The 19384-nt window shown below is 40.6% G+C and carries 19 protein-coding genes and 1 tRNA gene; 14 read left to right on the forward strand and 6 right to left on the reverse strand.

Annotated features, from left to right (window positions below; translation table 11 throughout):
• The first annotated feature begins 155 nt into the window (after positions 1 to 155).
• Both DW121_RS10740 and DW121_RS10745 read left to right on the forward strand, forming a co-directional pair.
• Entirely contained in the window at positions 156 to 866 is a 711-nt protein-coding gene (locus DW121_RS10740) for a tRNA1(Val) (adenine(37)-N6)-methyltransferase (RefSeq protein ID WP_117710200.1), read from the forward strand.
• Positions 867 to 1118: 252 nt separating this feature from the next.
• Entirely contained in the window at positions 1119 to 1352 is a 234-nt protein-coding gene (locus tag DW121_RS10745) for a hypothetical protein (RefSeq protein WP_117710199.1), read from the forward strand.
• A gap of 32 nt (positions 1353 to 1384) precedes the next feature.
• Here DW121_RS10745 and DW121_RS10750 read toward each other — a convergent pair.
• Positions 1385 to 1459 (reverse strand) — tRNA-Pro (locus DW121_RS10750).
• A 221-nt stretch (positions 1460 to 1680) separates the two neighbouring features.
• On the opposite strand from DW121_RS10750, the gene DW121_RS10755 reads away from it, so the two are divergent.
• Positions 1681 to 2037 (forward strand): lipocalin family protein, encoded by a 357-nt coding sequence (locus DW121_RS10755; RefSeq protein ID WP_118323748.1) that lies wholly within the window; start codon positions 1681 to 1683, stop codon positions 2035 to 2037.
• Positions 2038 to 2096: 59 nt separating this feature from the next.
• Here DW121_RS10755 and DW121_RS10760 read toward each other — a convergent pair whose 3' ends face one another.
• Positions 2097 to 2783 (reverse strand): hypothetical protein, encoded by a 687-nt coding sequence (locus DW121_RS10760; protein WP_118323749.1) that lies wholly within the window; start codon positions 2781 to 2783, stop codon positions 2097 to 2099.
• A gap of 194 nt (positions 2784 to 2977) precedes the next feature.
• Complete coding sequence (gene spt / locus DW121_RS10765) at positions 2978 to 4165, reverse strand: serine palmitoyltransferase (RefSeq protein ID WP_117710187.1); 1188 nt, start codon at positions 4163 to 4165, stop codon at positions 2978 to 2980.
• Positions 4166 to 4369: 204 nt separating this feature from the next.
• Between spt and DW121_RS10770 the strand changes: the two genes are divergently transcribed.
• From DW121_RS10770 to DW121_RS10785, 4 genes are all read left to right on the forward strand, one after another.
• Positions 4370 to 5413 (forward strand): diacylglycerol/lipid kinase family protein, encoded by a 1044-nt coding sequence (locus DW121_RS10770; RefSeq protein ID WP_117710186.1) that lies wholly within the window; start codon positions 4370 to 4372, stop codon positions 5411 to 5413.
• 47 nt (positions 5414 to 5460) lie between these two features.
• Positions 5461 to 7707, forward strand: coding sequence for an ATP-binding protein (locus DW121_RS10775; protein WP_118323750.1), 2247 nt, complete (start codon positions 5461 to 5463; stop codon positions 7705 to 7707).
• Positions 7708 to 7846: 139 nt separating this feature from the next.
• Positions 7847 to 9604, forward strand: a complete 1758-nt coding sequence (aspS, locus tag DW121_RS10780; protein ID WP_117710184.1) for an aspartate--tRNA ligase — start codon at positions 7847 to 7849, stop codon at positions 9602 to 9604.
• Positions 9605 to 9624: 20 nt separating this feature from the next.
• Positions 9625 to 10005, forward strand: coding sequence for a GtrA family protein (locus tag DW121_RS10785; protein WP_117710183.1), 381 nt, complete (start codon positions 9625 to 9627; stop codon positions 10003 to 10005).
• 9 nt (positions 10006 to 10014) lie between these two features.
• On the opposite strand, the gene DW121_RS10790 is transcribed toward DW121_RS10785, so the two are convergent.
• The 3 genes from DW121_RS10790 to DW121_RS10800 all read right to left on the reverse strand — a co-directional run bounded on the left by DW121_RS10790 (position 10015) and on the right by DW121_RS10800 (position 12747).
• Positions 10015 to 10899, reverse strand: a complete 885-nt coding sequence (locus DW121_RS10790) for a carbon-nitrogen hydrolase (RefSeq protein WP_118323751.1) — start codon at positions 10897 to 10899, stop codon at positions 10015 to 10017.
• A 21-nt stretch (positions 10900 to 10920) separates the two neighbouring features.
• The gene (locus tag DW121_RS10795; protein WP_117710181.1) at positions 10921 to 12039 is read right to left on the reverse strand and encodes an agmatine deiminase family protein; all 1119 of its coding nucleotides are present in this window, start codon (positions 12037 to 12039) and stop codon (positions 10921 to 10923) included.
• Positions 12040 to 12207: 168 nt separating this feature from the next.
• A complete protein-coding gene (locus DW121_RS10800; protein ID WP_117710180.1) occupies positions 12208 to 12747 on the reverse strand; it encodes a ferredoxin domain-containing protein in 540 nt (179 codons plus the stop codon).
• Positions 12748 to 12850: 103 nt separating this feature from the next.
• On the opposite strand from DW121_RS10800, the gene DW121_RS10805 reads away from it, so the two are divergent.
• The 7 genes from DW121_RS10805 to DW121_RS10835 all read left to right on the forward strand — a co-directional run bounded on the left by DW121_RS10805 (position 12851) and on the right by DW121_RS10835 (position 19348).
• Positions 12851 to 13474, forward strand: coding sequence for an ATP-binding cassette domain-containing protein (locus DW121_RS10805; RefSeq protein WP_118323752.1), 624 nt, complete (start codon positions 12851 to 12853; stop codon positions 13472 to 13474).
• Between the two features lie 19 nt (positions 13475 to 13493).
• On the forward strand, positions 13494 to 13772 hold the full coding sequence (locus DW121_RS10810; protein WP_117710178.1) for a hypothetical protein: 279 nt from the start codon (positions 13494 to 13496) through the stop codon (positions 13770 to 13772).
• Between the two features lie 142 nt (positions 13773 to 13914).
• The gene (locus DW121_RS10815; RefSeq protein WP_117710177.1) at positions 13915 to 14721 is read left to right on the forward strand and encodes an ABC transporter permease; all 807 of its coding nucleotides are present in this window, start codon (positions 13915 to 13917) and stop codon (positions 14719 to 14721) included.
• Positions 14722 to 14765: 44 nt separating this feature from the next.
• Positions 14766 to 15860: a Nif3-like dinuclear metal center hexameric protein gene (locus DW121_RS10820; protein WP_117710176.1), complete on the forward strand. Its 1095-nt coding sequence runs from the start codon at positions 14766 to 14768 to the stop codon at positions 15858 to 15860.
• A gap of 5 nt (positions 15861 to 15865) precedes the next feature.
• The gene (locus DW121_RS10825) at positions 15866 to 16696 is read left to right on the forward strand and encodes a zinc ribbon domain-containing protein (protein ID WP_117710175.1); all 831 of its coding nucleotides are present in this window, start codon (positions 15866 to 15868) and stop codon (positions 16694 to 16696) included.
• Between the two features lie 80 nt (positions 16697 to 16776).
• Entirely contained in the window at positions 16777 to 18201 is a 1425-nt protein-coding gene (locus DW121_RS10830; RefSeq protein WP_117710174.1) for an efflux transporter outer membrane subunit, read from the forward strand.
• 49 nt (positions 18202 to 18250) lie between these two features.
• Positions 18251 to 19348: an efflux RND transporter periplasmic adaptor subunit gene (locus tag DW121_RS10835; RefSeq protein WP_117710567.1), complete on the forward strand. Its 1098-nt coding sequence runs from the start codon at positions 18251 to 18253 to the stop codon at positions 19346 to 19348.
• The last annotated feature ends 36 nt before the right edge of the window (positions 19349 to 19384 follow it).

The raw sequence follows: 19384 nt of genomic DNA on the forward strand, positions 1-19384 counted from the left end.
TATGTCATATTGGCAGACCAATAAGGCGCCTGCAAAGTTAGCTATTTCTTCTATTAAATAGATGTTCCATCCTTTAAAAAGACAAAAACGATACCAAAATTGCCGCTATTTTGGCAGCTTTGATTATTTTTGGGTCCGATTAACAAAAAACAAATATGTCGAATCCTTATTTTCAGTTCAAACAATTTACTGTCCGGCACGATAAATGCGCCATGAAAGTGGGTACAGATGGAGTACTGTTAGGAGCATGGGTTCCTGTCCAGAATACTAAACGAATTCTTGATGTAGGAACCGGCAGTGGATTAATATCCTTGCAGTTAGCACAACGAAATCCGAAAGCCTTAATCACATCTATTGAAATAGATCCGGCCGCAGCCGCCCAAGCTCAAGAAAACATTCAGTCTTCTCCCTGGAATGACCGAATGGAAATTATATGCTGTGACTTCCGCAATTATAACCCGGAACATAAATTTGATCTTATCGTTTCAAATCCACCTTATTTTGTTGATGCTTTGAAGTGTCCGGATAACCAGCGTTGTACAGCACGACATACAAGTGATTTGAATTATGAATTACTCTTTGGGCATTCGACACACATATTATCAGAACAAGGAATTATAGGCATTATCATTCCATCTGAAGTCGAAAATACGGTTATTGATACGGCATGGAAATATAATTTTCATCCATATTGCCGCTTGCGCGTTTTCACCAAACCCGGAAAACCTTATCGGCGTGTGTTATTGACTTTCGGTTACCAAAACTTACCGTGCATTGAGGAGAGTCTTTACATAGAAGGAGAGAAGCACGGGCAGTTTACTCCGGCATACATCGCCCTAACCAAAGACTTTTATTTGAGAATGTAATGTTCCTGATAGCTCATAAAGAACAAGGAAAGTCTCTATATGAATAGGACTCACCCGTAAAAGCATGTGGGCTCACATTGTTTCTTTCCTGAGATTGTTATTCAAGACTTTCCCGATTTACTAAAACGTCCCCAACGATTTACTAAATCTCCGGCAACGATTTACTAAATCTTCCCCATCGTTTTAGTAAATCTCTATTTGCTCCATAAAACCCGCCCGAAGATTGATTCATAATTCCGGATAGTCGGAGAATTGGTAGAAAAAAAACGATACGACGTACCAAATAAAATATATAAAGAGGTTTGTATCAAAAGCAAGGGAACCGATAAAGAAAAGGCAGAACGCGAAATGAAAGTTTTTTTTGACTCAATACATCCGGAAGATGAAGCAGAACTTCAAGCTGCTGTTAAAAAAGATTTTGCTAGAATACATAAAGAAATTGAGGAGATAAAGTATTTTGTTGGACGCTTCCATATACAAAAATAAGCCGTTGGAATCCAACGGCTTATTTTTGTTCGTCGGGGTAGCGGGATTCGAACCCACGACCCCCTGCTCCCAAAGCAGGTGCGCTAACCGGACTGCGCTACACCCCGAATGCCTTATTTCTTAAAAGCGAGTGCAAAGGTAAAATCTTTTTTGATAAAGACCAAACATTTTTATAGTTTTATCTAAAATAAAATCATAAAAGTCTGAGGAACAATAGTCAACAATAATAAATTATCGCCTTCTCCTTTGGATACATCCTCTTTTATATCTATTTTTGCAGAAATAGTCCTAATAAAAGGTACATTAACTCACTTTAAAAAGATATAGAATGAAAAAAGTTTTATTAGCAGCTGCCGTATTAATGATTGCAATGGTCGCTTGCAATGAAAAAAAGAGTAAAGACTCTATTATTGGTTCATGGGTAATGCCTATTGAAGGTCAACCTGGGAAAATGCAAGGTATAAAACTGGAAGAAAACGGAGAGGCCTTTTCCATTAATATGGCTACACTGGTATATAAATATTGGAAGCAACAAGGAGACGATCTCTACCTTACAGTAAAAAGTATTGGTAATGGTATGGAAATAGAAGGTATAGATACTCTAAAAATTGAGAAACTCACGGCCGATTCATTAATTTTAAATTCCAACTATGGCTACATCTTACGCTATGTAAGAGAAAAATAAAAAATAACAGGGGATGTGGACTAATCTGCATTCCCTGTTTCTATACAGAAAGGAGAAGATTATTTCATTCTGGCAGCAACAGCCAGCAATACCCCGAGTACAACACCCAAGATAGCGGCAAACAGCACTCTTACCTCTCCCGGTAACAAAAAAGTAATGGTATGAGCCGGATACCAAAAGAAAGGAATCGTTTTTTTAAAGACGAAATTCCATTGCGCATCCCAATTAAGGTGTGTAATGATGCGTGTCATAGGAATAGGAGTAACAAGACTACGAAGCGAACCGCCACAGTTCAAAATATGCGTATCCGTTATCTTATGAAACGTCATAAATACAGGAGCAAAAATAGTGTTCATAGTGATAGATATAGCGAAAGCAATCCATAACTTTCCTAAGCAAAAATCTTCATTAATTATAACCGAAGCATTTACCATTCCCATATATTCCAAGAATTGCGGTACACCTTTAGAAAAAACAATCATAGCCATATTAATCCCCATACCTAAGAGCCCCCATACAGCTGCACGAGGGAGAAGTCCAAATCCTCTTCTGTTGTACACACCGACGCTGATACGAAGTCCCAACATTTCACCCAAAGTGGCAAGAACTCCAAATTTCAGAAAACTCATTATCATGCCATGTGCAGCATTGAAAGATTTATACCAGTCGTAGATAGTATCACTCACTAAAAAAGGTAAGAAGATTACGACTAAAATAAACACGAAAATAAAATCTTGCTTTTTCATCCAAATATTGTGTTTTTCATTAACAATAGCTGCATACTTACTAAAATGAATCCAATATCAAAGCATACCGAAAGTTTCAGTAACTTAATTCAAAGCATTGCACATAGAGTAGGACTCATGTTATTTTTTATAGAAGAAAGCCGTTTAACCGAACCTCGATTAAACGGCTTTATATCTTGCTTATAAGTATTCTCTTACTTAATAATCTCCAATGCCTTAAAACATTTTGTTAACTTTTCAACAGCATAGTCTACCTGCTCTTTCGTATGAGTAGCCATCAATGCTACACGTACCAATGTATCTTGAGGAGCACATGCAGGAGGAATAACCGGATTAATAAAGATACCTTCATCAAAAGCCATCTTTGTTACAACAAATGTTTTTTCCGTATCACGTACATACAGAGGTATAATAGGAGACTCGGTTTCACCAATTTCAAAGCCTGCATCGCGGAAACTCTTCAATGCATAGTTGGTAATATCCCACAAACGTTGAATACGTTCCGGTTCGGATTTAATAATATGGAGAGCTTCACGAGCAGCTGCCGTCGCTGCCGGCGTACTACTTGCCTGGAATATATAAGAACGGGCATTGTGACGCAACCAATTGATAACCTCCTTGTCGCCTGCAATGAAACCACCGATAGAAGCCAAAGACTTACTGAATGTTCCCATTATCAAGTCGATATCTTCGGTAACTCCGAAATGGTCACAAACACCACGACCTTGCTTACCGAACACTCCCAAACCATGAGCTTCGTCTACATAAATGCTGGCATTATATTTCTTTTTCAAACGGACGATTTCCGGCAAATTAGCTAAATCACCTTCCATTGAGAACACCCCATCTACAACAATTAGCTTCACAGCATCCGGTTCACACTTTTGGAGTTCCTTCTCAAGGTCTTCCATATCATTGTGTTTATACTTTAATTGTGTAGCGAATGAAAGACGGCGCCCGTCTACGATAGAAGCATGGTCGCGGTCATCACAAATGATATAGTCGCCGCGTCCTACCACTGCGGGAATAATACCTTCATTCACCGTAAAACCGGTAGAAAAACAGAGTGCTTCATCTTTTCCTACGAACTCGGCCAATTCTTTTTCCAGTTCAACATGTATATCAAGAGTGCCATTCAAAAAACGAGAACCGGCACAACCTGTACCATATTTTTCAGTGGCGGCTATTGAAGCGTCAATGATTCGTTTGTCATATGTCAGTCCCATATACGCGTTCGAACCGAACATCAGAACTTTCTTGCCATCCATCATCACCTCTGTATCCTGATGGCTGTTAATTGTGCGGAAATAAGGGTATACCCCTTTTGCCATAAATTGTTGCGGCAAATCATATTTCGCGAATTTGTCTTGCAGTAAACCCATGAAATGTCTTTTATATAATGAATATTTAATTCTATTAAAAACAAGTTCTTAAAAACAGGGGGCAAAGATAGCAAAATATGTTGTTATATGTTCCATTTACTCCAAAAAATCTACTCTAACTCGTTTTAAGAGATTCACATGGTTAAAATTTAAAGGATTTATATTACTTTTGCATGAAAGAAATCCCATGTAATATCCGTTTAAATGGACGATAATAAAAAGAAAATATCATTTATAATAAATCCTATATCCGGTACGCAGGGTAAGGAGTTGATTTTGAAATGGCTTGATGAAAGGTTAGACAAGAGCCGATATATACCGGAGGTAATCTATACGGAGCGGGCAGGGCATGCAGTTGAGATAGCTGCCCGAAAAGCAAAAGAAGAAGCTTTTGCCGTTGTTGCTATTGGCGGAGACGGAACAATCAACGAGATAGCACGTTCGTTAGTCCACACAAAAACAGCATTAGGTATCATTCCATGTGGTTCCGGAAACGGGCTTGCGCGTCATTTGCAAATTCCGATGGAAGCCAAAAAGGCAATCGACGTTATCAATGAAGGATTGATAGATATCATTGATTATGGCAAAATCAATGATATTCCTTTTTTCTGTACAAGCGGAGTAGGATTCGACGCATTTGTCAGCCTGCAATTTTCCAAAGCCGGCAGGAGAGGACCGCTCATATACTTGGAAAAGACGCTACTTGAAAGTTTGAAGTACAAACCGGAAACATACGAACTGGAAATGGATGGCAGTACGTTGCGATATAAAGCGTTCCTGATAGCATGTGGAAATGCTTCACAATATGGCAACAATGCTTACATAACTCCGCAAGCCACACTAAACGACGGGCTACTGGATGTTACTATTCTTGAACCGTTTACCGTGCTGGATGTACCGGCGTTGTCATTCCAGTTATTCAACAAAACCATTGACCAAAACAGCCGTATAAAAACCTTCCGTTGTAAAACGCTTCGCATTCATCGTTCCAAACCGGGAGTAATACATTTCGACGGAGACCCGATGATGATGGGAGAGAATATAGATGTGAATATAATAAAAAGGGGATTGCAAGTTATCGTTCCTAAGAATGCAGAAAAAGATACTTCAAACGTATTACAACGTGCCCAAGACTATATCAACGGTTTGAAACAGATAAACGAAGCCATAATGGAAGACATTACCCATACAAACAGAATGATATTAGATAAAGGTAAGGAACAAATAAAAAGGCTCAGAAAGAATTAAGAATTCACAAAGTCCATAGATGTAAGGATGAATAATAAACTCATGAAATGAATCACATAACCTGTCTGATATATCTTTGGACTTTGCTGGGAGTATGCTCTGCTTGCAGCACACCGAAAGAAGAAAAACGCATATTGGTAATCCATTCATATGAAGAAACCTATGCCGGTTATCCTCTATTCAACGATTTGATAAAAGAAGAGTTTCGAAAGCAAGGGATACATGCTGAGTTATTCATACAGTATTTGGACTGTGAAGCTTATCTGGATACAGAAGAATTGGCCAGAATGAGCCTGTTGCTGGATTCTGTTTCTAACTGGAAACCCGAAATAATTCTTGTTAATGAGGACCAAGCTGCATACTCATTATTAAAATGTGGGCATTCCTTAGTCAAACAGCTCCCGATTGTCTTTGCCGGAGTCAATTATCCCAATTGGGAACTGATAAAAGAATACTCTAATGTTACCGGCTTTCATGATAAAATAGACTTCATGGCAAATATCAATATGGGCAGAAGACTGTTTGGGCAAGAAATAAGTTTTTTCTCATTAATGGATATGACTTATTTAGACAAGAAGATCAGAAATGATATTCAAGAACAAATAAAAGGAAAGAATATACTATATACAGATCACACCTTAAAGAATTTTGAATTCAAAGAACTGTTAGAGAAAGGCTATACCGTCTACACAGAAGTACCTATACGCTCGGTCAATGAGCAAGGAAGCTGCTCATTATTATGGTTCCTAAGCCAATATGCCAGAAACCGCTGTTACATACAGGCCAAACGTGACTACACAACTGTGAAAGTCAGCAATCTCACATCCAGTCCTTGTCTTACAACCATAAATGAGGCATTTGATATGGATGAAAAATACTTGGGCGGATATTTCACTACATTACATACACAGGTGGCGGAAGAAGTAAAAGCCGCTTGTCGGATTTTGCGTGGAGAAACTCCTGCAGATATTCCCGTGCAAGAGAGCGCCAAACAATATACAATTGACTGGAAAGTAGCAAAACAATTGGGTTTTTCTCTCAAAGAAATTCCGACTGAGTATACAGTTATCAATATCCCCTTCAGCGAAAAGCATTATGTACTATGGTTTATCGGCCTTGTCGCGATAAGCTGCTCATTGATAACCGTCATATTGTGGCTTATATTTCTATATCGACGCGAACAGAAAAGAAAGAAAAAGGCATTGTCCGATTTAGCTAACGAGAAAGAGACTCTAGCCTTAGCCGTAGAAGGCGGAGCGACTTATGTATGGACGTTAGAGAAGAATTTTTTAATTTTTGAAAAAGCATTTTGGATTTCATTAGGGATATCCAAAACTAAAGTATTATCCATAGATGACTTCACACAATGTATTCATCCCGACCAACGAGAACTTTTCTTTCTAAATTGGAAAGAATTACGCTCCGCTCAAAAGGAAATAGTACAGTTACAATGTGATTTCAACCAAAAAGGTTATCAATGGTGGGAGTTTCGCTATACAACCACTTGTCTGCCCACAGGAGAATGCCGCACTGCCGGATTGCTCCTCAATATTCAAACATTCAAAGAACGTGAACAAGAATTGGAAGAAGCCCGTGAACTGGCAGAAAAAGCGGAATTGAAAGAGTCCTTTCTTGCTAACATGAGCCATGAAATCCGTACTCCCTTAAATGCTATTGTTGGATTTTCTACACTTCTGGCATCCAATGAGGACCTTTATTGGGAAGATAAACAAGACTATATCGCAAGCATTCATGAAAACAACAAGCTTTTATTAAAACTCATCAATGATATTTTGGAGTTGTCAAGAATCAAATCCGGATATATGTCATTTACTTACGGACAATATCGGATAGATGATATTATAAACAGCATTTACAACTCTTATCAAATGATGATACCAGCTCATATTCAATTCCTTAAAGAGGAAGATTGTAGTGTGATACCGGAAGTCAATGTAGATAAAGAACGGTTGACCCAAGTCATCATCAACTTCTTGAACAACGCATGTAAATTTACCAAGCAAGGGCATATCAAATTGGGGTATAAATATATTCCCGACAAAGAAGAGGTAGAAATCTTTGTTGAAGACAGCGGGCAGGGAATTGAACCAAAAGAACTGAAAATGATTTTTACCCGTTTCTATAAACATGATGAATTCTCTCAGGGAACGGGGTTAGGTCTTTCTATTTGCCAAAGCATCATTGAGAAGCTGAACGGGAGAATAGAAGTGCGGTCGGAACTCGAAAAAGGCAGCCGTTTTAGTGTTATACTGCCCTGCAAAGTCGTTTTTTAAAATAAACTCTTCTGTTTTGATACGTCTGTAATATGTTTTATGTATTTTTGCACAATATTTATCCGCTTTTAGCGATGACACATCTTGGTGATGCATCACCAAATGGTAAAATGTAAATTGTAAAACAGTATATAATAAGATGTATAGATCACACACCTGTGGAGAATTACGTATCTCCGACGTTAATAAGCAAGTGACGCTGGCAGGTTGGGTACAGCGTAGCCGTAAAATGGGAGGTATGACCTTCATTGACCTTCGCGACCGTTACGGAATCACCCAATTAGTTTTTAATGAGGAAGTAGATGCCGAACTTTGCGAACAGGCTAACCGCTTGGGTCGCGAATTCGTAATCCAAATAGTAGGAACGGTAAACGAACGTTTCAGCAAAAACAAAAATATTCCTACCGGAGACATAGAAATCATTGTTTCGGAACTGAATGTACTAAATTCAGCTTTAACTCCGCCTTTCACAATCGAAGATAATACAGATGGCGGTGATGATATCCGCATGAAATACCGTTATCTGGACTTACGTCGCACTACTGTACGCAAGAATCTGGAGTTACGCCATAAAATGACAATTGAAGTCCGTAAATATTTGGATAGCAAAGGATTTATCGAAGTGGAAACTCCGCTTCTCATCGGTTCTACTCCGGAAGGTGCACGCGACTTCGTTGTTCCTTCACGTATGAATCCCGGACAATTCTATGCACTGCCGCAAAGCCCTCAAACATTGAAGCAATTGCTGATGGTTTCAGGTTTCGACCGTTACTTCCAGATTGCAAAATGCTTCCGTGATGAAGACCTTCGCGCCGACCGTCAACCGGAATTTACACAAATCGATTGTGAAATGTCTTTTGTACAGCAAGACGATGTAATCGAACTCTTCGAGGGTATGGCAAAGTATCTCTTCAAGGAAATTCGTGGTGTTGAGTTGACAGAACCGTTCATGCGGATGCCGTGGGCAGATGCCATGAAGTATTATGGTAGCGACAAACCCGACCTCCGCTTTGGCATGAAGTTCGTAGAACTGATGGACATCATGAAAGGCCATGGTTTCTCTGTATTCGACAATGCTGCATACATCGGCGGTATTTGTGCCGAAGGTGCTGCAAGCTATACCCGCAAGCAACTGGATGCCTTGACCGAATTTGTGAAGAAGCCGCAGATTGGAGCAAAGGGAATGGTTTATGCCCGCATCGAGGCCGACGGTACTGTAAAATCGAGTGTCGATAAATTCTATACGCAAGAAGTGCTGCAACAGATGAAAGCCGCCTTTGGTGCAAAACCGGGTGACTTAATCTTGATATTGAGCGGTGAAGACGTAATGAAGACCCGCAAGCAACTGAACGAACTTCGTCTTGAAATGGGTAATCAATTAGGCTTGCGCGACAAGAATAAGTTTGCACTGCTTTGGATTGTTGACTTCCCGATGTTCGAATGGAGTGAGGAAGAGGGTCGCTTGATGGCTATGCACCATCCGTTTACTCATCCCAAAGACGAAGATATTCCTTTGTTGGATACAAATCCTGCAGCTGTTCGTGCCGATGCCTACGATATGGTATGTAACGGTATTGAAGTCGGTGGAGGTTCTATCCGTATCCATGATGCCCAATTGCAGGCTAAGATGTTCGAGATATTAGGCTTCACACCGGAAAAGGCTGAAGAACAGTTCGGCTTTCTGATGAACGCTTTCAAATTCGGAGCACCTCCTCATGGCGGTTTGGCTTACGGCCTTGACCGTTGGGTAAGCATCTTTGCCGGTCTCGACAGTATCCGTGACTGTATTGCGTTCCCGAAAAACAACTCCGGTCGTGATGTTATGCTGGATGCGCCTTCGACCATTGACCAAAAGCAATTGGATGAACTGAACCTTATTGTCGAGGTAAAAGAATAAAAACAAGAGAATAGGAGAGAGTGAAAGAGTCCGCACGTATTTTCCGTTTTGCAGTAATCGGTACGCTAAACGCCTTAATAACAGCAATCACCATCTGGGTAATGATGGATGAGTTAGACATCAATTACATGCTCTCCAATATTACTGCATATATACTGGCACAGACTCACAATTTTATCTGGTGCAAGTATTGGATATTCCCAACAGAAAAAAAGAGCAACACTTGGAGACAAGTGCTGCTCTTTTCCATAGCTTTCGGAATGGCTTATTGTGCACAGTTCCTTTTTCTTATCGGATTGGTAGAGGGACTGAAATGCGATGAATATCTCGCTCAGTTCTTAGGGTTATTTGTATATGGCGGAGTCAACTTTTTGATGAACAAAAAGGTCACATTCAAATGAAGTTACTCCTTAGTCTAAAAAACGCTTTGTCAACCCCTCATAAGTGTCAATTCTACGGTCGCGCAAGAACGGCCACCAACGACGAACATTCTCCGAACGTTCCAAATCTACTTCTACTACAATATTTTCCGGTTGTTCATTACCCGCTTGTACAAGGAATTCACCTTGCGGCCCGGCAACAAAGCTATTTCCCCAAAACTGAATACCGTTTGTCTGCATGGAAGGATCGGACTCGTGCCCCACACGATTCACCGAAATAACAGGAAGACCATTTGCTACGGCATGCCCGCGTTGCGAAATTATCCACGCATTGAGTTGGCGGATCTTCTCATCATCCGTATCACTGCTTTCCCAACCTATAGCAGTAGGATAAATCAATAATTCAGCTCCTTTCAGAGCCATAAGACGCGCAGCTTCAGGATACCATTGATCCCAACAAATCAAAACACCCAATTTCCCCAAAGATGTCTGTATTGGTTCAAACCCCAAATCTCCGGGAGTAAAATAGAATTTCTCATAATAGGCAGGATCATCTGGAATATGCATTTTGCGGTATTTCCCGGCAATGCTACCGTCACATTCAAAAACGACAGCTGTATTATGATACAAACCAGGCGCGCGCTTTTCAAATAATGAAGTTACCAGTACAATATTGTTGGCTGCCGCCAACTCTGAATAAAAACCGGTTGACGGTCCAGGGATAGACTCTGCCAAGTCAAACAGTTGGGTATTTTCTGTCTGACAAAAATAAAGAGAATTATGCAGTTCTTGCAACACCACTAATTGTGCACCGTGAGCGGCGCATACTTCAATACTCTTAGCTAAATTCATCAGATTAGTACGCATATCCGCCACATTGGACTGCTGAATAATACCCACTTTTATTTTCCTCATATCTATATTTCCTTTCTATTTTTATTTATTCAGCACTCCTATCGGATATTGCATTGTGACGCAATGCAACGAACCATGCTGTTTTATTAAAGCGCGACAGTCTATACCTACAATCTCATGTTCAGGGAAAGCTTCCTGCAACACTTCTTTGACACGCATATCATTCTTGGGTTGATTATACGTAGGGTACAACACCGCATCATTCATTATCAAGAAGTTGGCATACGTAGCCGGAAGTCTTTCGCCCTCCACTTCTATTTTATCAGCCATTGGCAGCGCCAACAGTTTATAAGGTTCTCCAGCAAGCGTCCGGAACGTTTTCAGTTGCTCCTCCATTTGATACAATTCCTCATAATGCTCGTCATTTACATCACGACACTGCACATAAGCTATCGTATCCGGCGAGCACAAACGGGCAAGGGTATCTATATGGCTATCCGTATCATCCCCTGCCAAATAACCATGATCCAACCAAAGCACCCGTTCAAGATGAAATGTAGAACGAAGATACTCTTCAATTTCCACTTTATTTAGCTGACCGTTACGGTTAGGCGACAGAAGGCATTCTGAAGTGGTAAGCAATGTTCCCATTCCGTCACTTTCAATGGAACCGCCTTCCAGGACAAAGCCTAAACGGTTCACATATCGACCTTTTAAAACTTCGGCTTCTACAGCCCGGCGTGTTATCTGATTGTCTTTATCCGAAGAGAATTTCAGTCCCCAACCGTTAAAAGTAAAATCAAGCAAAAAAGGTCCTTCTGTATCTATCATAGTGATAGCTCCATGGTCGCGCGCCCAAGTATCATTCGTCTCGCACTCCAGAAAACGAACATTTTCCATGTTGACTGTCGTGGAGATTTGCTTTTTCACTTCCTCTGGTTCCGGGGTTGCGATTAACAGTAACTCCCGCTTTGCTATTTCGGAAGCAATGGTAATGAAACATCGCTGTACCTCTTCAAGCATATAAGCCCAGTCGGTATTTGCATGAGGCCATGTAAGCTGTATACCACTCTGTAAAGCCCACTCTGCAGGCAGATGAGGGGTACGCATTTCCACTTGAAAGGTCATATTCTTACCAAAACGCACTTGGCAATCTTTTTCGGTAGCTCCACCTAATGGAAGCCCAACAAAATATCCCATATCAATTCTAAGTTATTTACTTTGTTAAGTAAGATAATGAAGTCTGAGTACAAATGCTCCTAAATCCTAATTTTCGTAGAGTTCTATTCTACATTTCCAAAGTTGAACTTTAGAGTTCTAAAGTTCAACTTTACGTTTACAGTTCTCAACTTCAAGTCCGGAATGCACTTATTTTTTTTCTTCCTTAGGCTTCCTATCAAAAAACGGATTCTTAGAAGACGCACTGACCGGAATAGCGAATACAGCCTTGCAATCTTTCAACCAATTCATTCGTTGTGCGGCCAACCCCGCAGAAAACATAACTCGGGTATCTACCCGCATATCAGCAGCCATAGCACAAGCCGAACCAACTGCAATTCCCACATCAATCATATTCAGGGCACATGGCACACCTTCAGAGCGTCCGGCACAAGTTGGAAAACCACAATGTCCGCAGTTCAATCCTTGTGCCTGCTCGCGCGTACCTATTATAACGACACATTCTGCCTGCAAAACGTTTGCAGCATCACGAAGAAAGAACTTCATACCCAGTTCTTCAGCCATGACAATCATTCTTTCTGAAAGCTTTTTCAAGTCTTCACCTGTCACCAATGCCGTCTCAATTATATCTATGCCTTTCCCTTTAGGTGCCGTACGCGCGGCAGTCATCATTTGTCTCGCCACATTAAGTATATGTTCATGGCGGCAATCCCGTTCATTCTGTATCATACTTTCTTTCCTGAATTAATTAGTGACACAAAGATAAAAGTATAAAGTTATCTTTGCAAATCTTTTTTCCTTACCTTTGCAATAGAGACTAAAGATTTTATTTATGCTACAAATAGAGGATGCCAGTATTGCATACGGCAATGATGTATTATTCTCCAAATTCAACCTGCAACTGAAAAGGGGAGAGATTGGTTGTGTTTCCGGTCCGTCAGGATGTGGAAAAACATCTCTTCTCAATGCCATACTCGGTTTCACTTCATTAAGAGAAGGGAGTATTACTGTCAACAACATCGTTTTGAATAAAAATAGCATCGACCTCATTCGCAAGCAAATAGCTTGGATTCCACAAGAACTGGCACTCCCATTAGAGTGGGTAAAAGATATGATACAACTACCTTTCGGTTTAAAAGCTAACCGAGCCACACCATTCTCCGAAACTCAGCTATTTAATTACTTCGGAGAATTAGGACTTGAAAGGGAACTATATTATAAACGTGTAAACGAAATATCCGGTGGACAACGCCAACGTATGATGATAGCTGTAGCTTCCATGATTAACAAGCCTCTAATCGTTGTGGACGAACCAACCTCTGCGCTTGACTCGGACTCTACGGAGAAAGTACTTGCCTTTTTACGACACCAAACCCAAAAGGGAACCGCCGTGCTGGCTGTATCACACGACAAGGATTTTGCTGAAGGGTGCAACCTACATATAATAATGCAATAAACCTGCTAAAAATAAAGCCATGAGTTTTGCCGGATTTGTTTTTGATATGATACACCGTGATAAGGAGAATCGCAATTTACGCCTTCTTCGCCGGAAACGTCTCAATGAACGTTTAGATAAAATGTATAAAGGACGCAGTATACCTCAAAATGCTACTGCAGAGGAGATGGAAGAAATAACCAAACTTACCCGGCAAAAGGAATATTCTGAGCAAAAACATACTGTGCAAATGACACTGATTATTATAGGGATTTGTATTCTTACTGCGTCTGTATTGGTTTTCATGTTTACTCACTAATTCCATAGGAAAAAAAGAGGGCTACCGAAATACTAATAAATTTTTCAAAATTTATTAAATAGATTCCCGAAAATTCATTAATAAACTCTTCCATAATTCATTAATAGCGTTACCTTTGCATCAGAAGCTATTGGATACACTCATGGGAACTATTGACATATCATATCTTAGTCTGGGCATAGGACTATTGTTATTATTAATACCCTTATTTTATATATGGAAGTTCAAAACCGGTCTGCTACGTGCAACTCTTATTGGTACAGCACGTATGATTGTGCAACTTTTCTTCATCGGCGTTTATCTGAAATACCTTTTCCTTTGGAATAATCCGTGGATTAATTTTCTATGGGTAATCGTCATGATACTCGTAGCTTCGCAAACGGCATTAGCACGCACACAACTGAAACGCAAAATATTACTGATGCCTATATCCGTAGGCTTTCTGTGTAGCGTAGTATGTGTGGGTATGTATTTTATCGGAATCGTACTGCGTCTTGAAAATGTGTTCAGTGCTCAATACTTCATTCCTATTTTCGGTATACTGATGGGAAATATGCTATCCAGCAATGTTATAGCCCTAAATACTTATTATAGCGGATTGAAACGCGAACAGCAACTTTACCGCTATCTGCTTGGCAACGGGGCTACCCGTACCGAAGCGCAAGCGCCGTTTATCCGTCAGGCCATCATCAAGGCTTTCAGTCCGCTCATTGCCAATATCTCCGTCATGGGGTTAGTGGCATTTCCCGGAACAATGATTGGACAGATACTGGGAGGAAGCAGTCCGAATGTCGCTATCAAATATCAAATGATGATTATGGTTATCACATTTACAGCATCTATGCTTTCACTAATGATAACCATTTCATTGGCTTCGCGTAAGTCTTTTGATGCTTACGGAAAGCTATGTCCTATCATGGTAGAAAAAAAAACTAAAAGTAAGCCGTAATTCACTACTTTTTCGTATATTTGCAACCAAATTTTCTACTGATAATGAAAATTAAGGAGATAGTAAGCGCCCTTGAACGGTTCGCGCCTCTGCCATTGCAAGACGGATTTGATAATGCCGGTCTGCAAATTGGATTGACAGATGCGGAAGCAACAGGGGCTTTGTTGTGTCTTGACGTTACCGAAGCCGTGTTGGATGAAGCGATTGCGTTAGGATATAATTTTGTTATATCGCACCATCCACTTATTTTTAAAGGTTACAAGTCCATTACAGGAAAGGATTACGTGGAACGTTGTATTTTGAAGGCTATCAAGAATGACCTTGTCATATATTCCGCCCACACTAATCTGGATAATGCATCGAAAGGGGTGAACTTCAAGATTGCCGAAAAAATAGGGTTAAAGAATGTACGTATATTGGAAGCTAAAGAAAATGCTTTGCTAAAGTTAGTTACATTTGTCCCTACAGTCCGGGCGGAAGAAGTACGCACGGCATTGTCATCCGCCGGATGCGGATGTATCGGTAATTACGATTCATGCAGCTACAATATAGAAGGCGAGGGGATGTTTCGTGCACGTGAAGGTGACAATCCCTATTGCGGCGAAATAGGTGAATTGCATATAGAAAAAGAAGTACGTGTTGAAACCATTCTACCGGCTTATCGAAAAGCAGAAGTAATAAAAGTATTACTTGCCGCGCATCCATACGAGGAACCTGCATTTGATTTATATCCGTTGCAAAACTCTTGGCAGCAAGTCGGAGCAGGCGTTATCGGTGAATTGGAAACTCCGGAAACAGAGTTAGAGTTTTTAAAGCGTATCAAAAAAATCTTTGAAGTAGGTTGTCTGAGGCACAACAAACTGACCGGGCGTGAAATACAAACAGTTGCTCTGTGTGGTGGTGCAGGAGCTTTTCTTATGCCGCTTGCCATACGCAACCATGCCGATGTTTTTATTACCGGTGAGATAAAATATCACGATTATTTCGGCCATGATACAGATATCCTGCTGGCAGAGATAGGACATTATGAAAGCGAACAATATACAAAAGAAATATTTTATACAATAATCCGGGATTTATTTCCTAATGTTGAAGTTCAACAGAGCAAAGTGAATACAAATCCCATAAAATACATGTAATTAAAATGGCTAAAGAAGCAAAAAAAGATCCCCAGGAATTGACAGTGGAACAGAAACTAAAAGCCTTGTTCCAACTACAGACCATGTTGTCTAAAATTGATGAAATCAAGACGTTGAGAGGCGAGCTTCCTTTGGAAGTGCAAGACTTGGAAGATGAAATTGCCGGTCTGAGTACCCGCATCGAAAGAATCCAGTCGGAAGTTACCGAATTGAAATCTGCTATCGCAACCAAAAAAGTGGAAATTGAAACCGCAAAAGCTTCTGTAGCAAAATATAAAGAGCAACAGGAAAATGTACGTAATAACCGCGAATACGACTTCTTGAGTAAAGAAATTGAGTTCCAAACTTTGGAAATAGAACTTTGCGAAAAGAGAATTAAAGAATTTTTGGCTGATGAAGAAATTAAGTCTCAGGAAGCAGCAGAAAGTACAGCTGCTTTGGAGGAAAGGCAAAAAGACCTCGACGTGAAGAAGAATGAGTTGGACGAAATCATCTCTGAAACCAAACAGGAAGAAGAAAAGTTGAGAGATAAGGCTAAAGAACTCGAAACTAAAATAGAGCCGCGTTTGCTCCAATCTTTCAAACGTATCCGTAAGAACTCACGCAACGGTTTGGGTATCGTTTACGTACAGCGTGACGCTTGTGGCGGTTGCTTCAACAAAATTCCGCCCCAAAGACAATTGGATATCCGCTCACGTAAAAAAATCATTGTTTGCGAATACTGCGGACGTATCATGATTGACCCAGAACTGGCAGGCATTACTCCAGAAGTGAAGGAAGAGCCGGTAAAGGAAAAAACGACAAGAAGTAGAAAAAAAGCGGCAGACGCTGAATAAATTTCTGCAAGAATTGCAATAAACAAATAAAGGTTTAGGTTGTTATCAATCCCATAAAATAACAACCTAAACTTTTTTTTATGAGTATAAAAGCTTGGAACAGTACATTGTTCTTTCTATGTTTTTCTTGTGTGGCATGGGCACAAAAAAGCAACCGTTACTTAGAAAATCCACTTCCACAAGGTTGGAGAACTGACATTACTCATGCCATTACTGGAGATGATAGTCTGTTCAACAGTCAAATACAACCTGTAGATGATAAATGGTGGAAAGCTTTTGATGATCCGATATTGGATTCGCTGATAGCAACAGCATCTACCCAAAATTTTTCAGTTCTTTCAGCCATAAACCGCATGGATATGGCTAAAGCCAATTGGCGAATAGAGCGGGGGAGTTTCTTTCCTGCCATTTCCCTAAATGGGGGCTGGTCACGCCAGCAGAGTAGTGGAAATATAAGTGAAGCGCCGCAAACGATAACCGGAGCATACAGTGCCTCACTCAATACCAGTTGGGAGCTGGATATATTCGGCAGCATCCGGCAACGGGTAAAGGCACAACGGGAAAACTTTGCCGCCAGCAAGGAAGAATACATCTCCGTCATGATTTCACTATGCGCACAAGTGGCATCAGCCTACATCGGGCTACGTGAATTACAACAAGAACTAAATGTTGTTACCCATAACTGTAATACACAAGCTGCGGTCCTCGAAATTACCCAAGTCCGCTATAAAACGGGATTAGTTTCCAAACTGGACGTATCTCAAGCAAAATCAGTATATTATAGTACCAAAGCCTCCATTCCACAACTGGAATCAACTATCAACCAATATATTACCACCTTAGCAATTCTACTTGGAACTTACCCTCAAGACATTCGTCCCATATTGGAACAAAATGGTAAGCTTCCCGATTATATAGAGCCTATAGGTATCGGTATCCCCGCGGACTTGCTACTTCGCCGTCCAGATATCCGCCAGGCAGAACGACAAGTCAATGTACAAGCAGCCTTACTTGGTGCTTCCAAAAGCGATTGGTTACCACAGGTTTTCCTGAAAGGCTCCATTGGTTACGCATCTCATGAGTTAAAGAATTTTACGAAACGGAACAGTATGACGTTTGAAATAGCCCCCAGCCTTAGCTGGACGCTATTTAGTGGTACAAAACTGGTGAATGCCAGCCGATTGGCACGCGCGCAATTGGATGAGTCTATTCATCAGTTTAACCAAACAGTACTCACAGCCGTACAAGAGACTGATAATGCTATGAACGGTTATCGTAGTTCTATCAAACAAATTGTCGCCCTGCGAGAAGTATGTAATCAAGGAGAAGAAACTTTAAAACTTTCATTAGACCTCTATAAACAAGGATTGACTCCTTTTCAAAATGTTTTGGATGCCCTCCGTTCATTACTGACTTATCAGAATCAGTTAACACAGGCACAGGGTAGCTCACTACAAGAACTCATATCACTCTATAAAGCATTGGGAGGAGGATATGGAGATTAAACCTAAAGTAGTAGATTATAAATCTCTAAAATTAAACAGAACCATATATATGAAAAATCAAATGTACATTACCCTGATTATTCTACCCTTACTGGCTGGATGCGGGAATAAAAAAGAAATGGCACATACAATACCCACCCCGGAAATTAATGTGGCTCACCCAAGTGTGCAAGATATTACACTTACTAAAAGTTACCCTGGTTATCTGACTTCTGAAAAAACCGTAGATTTAGTAGGCAGAGTCAGCGGAACGCTGCAAAGTATTGCCTATTCACCCGGTAACCGGGTATACCAAGGACAAGTACTCTTCCAAATTGAACCAACCATTTATCAAAATAATGTGCGACAAGCAGAAGCTGCTCTCAATACAGCACGCGCAAATCTTGAGTATGCACAAAGCAATTATACACGTATGCAGGAAGCGGCAAAAACGGATGCCGTCAGTCAAATACAGGTACTACAATCCAAGTCAAATGTAGCTACTTCATTGGCAGCCGTAAGTAATGCTGAAGCTGCATTAAATACTGCACGCACCAACTTAGATTACTGTACGGTACGCGCTCCGTTTGACGGAACAATCAGCCGCAATCTCACAGATGCGGGAAGTTATATAAACGGTAGTACACAGCCTATAACATTGGCTACCATTTATAAAGACGACCATCTGTATTCTTATTTTAATGTAGCAGACAATCAATGGCTTGCCATGTTGCTGCAGCAAGGAGACAGCATTCCCAAACAGGTCAATGTCAGCCTGGGAAAAGACGGTATACTGAATTACCCGGCACAGTTGGATTACCTTTCACCTAATGTAGACTTGAATACCGGAACACTAAATATTCGTGCCCGAGTGGACAATCCCAAAGGTATCTTGAAAAGCGGGCTCTATGTCAGTATCACACTACCCTACGGAAAACAAAAGAATGCAATCCTCATACCTGACGCTTCTATCGGTACAGATCAATTGGGTAAATATGTGTATGTAGTCAATGACTCGAACATCGTACACTACCGTCACATAGAAATAGGACAACTGATAGAGGATAGTCTGCGCCAAATCAAGCAAGGACTTTCACCGCAGGAACGGTATGTAACGAAAGCCTTGATGAAAGTCAGAAACGGCATGCGGATAAAGCCCGTTCAATAATACACACTGTATATATAATCACTCAAACCAAGAAAT

This window comes from Bacteroides sp. AM10-21B (assembly GCF_003472565.1).
Lineage (GTDB): Bacteria > Bacteroidota > Bacteroidia > Bacteroidales > Bacteroidaceae > Bacteroides > Bacteroides propionicigenes.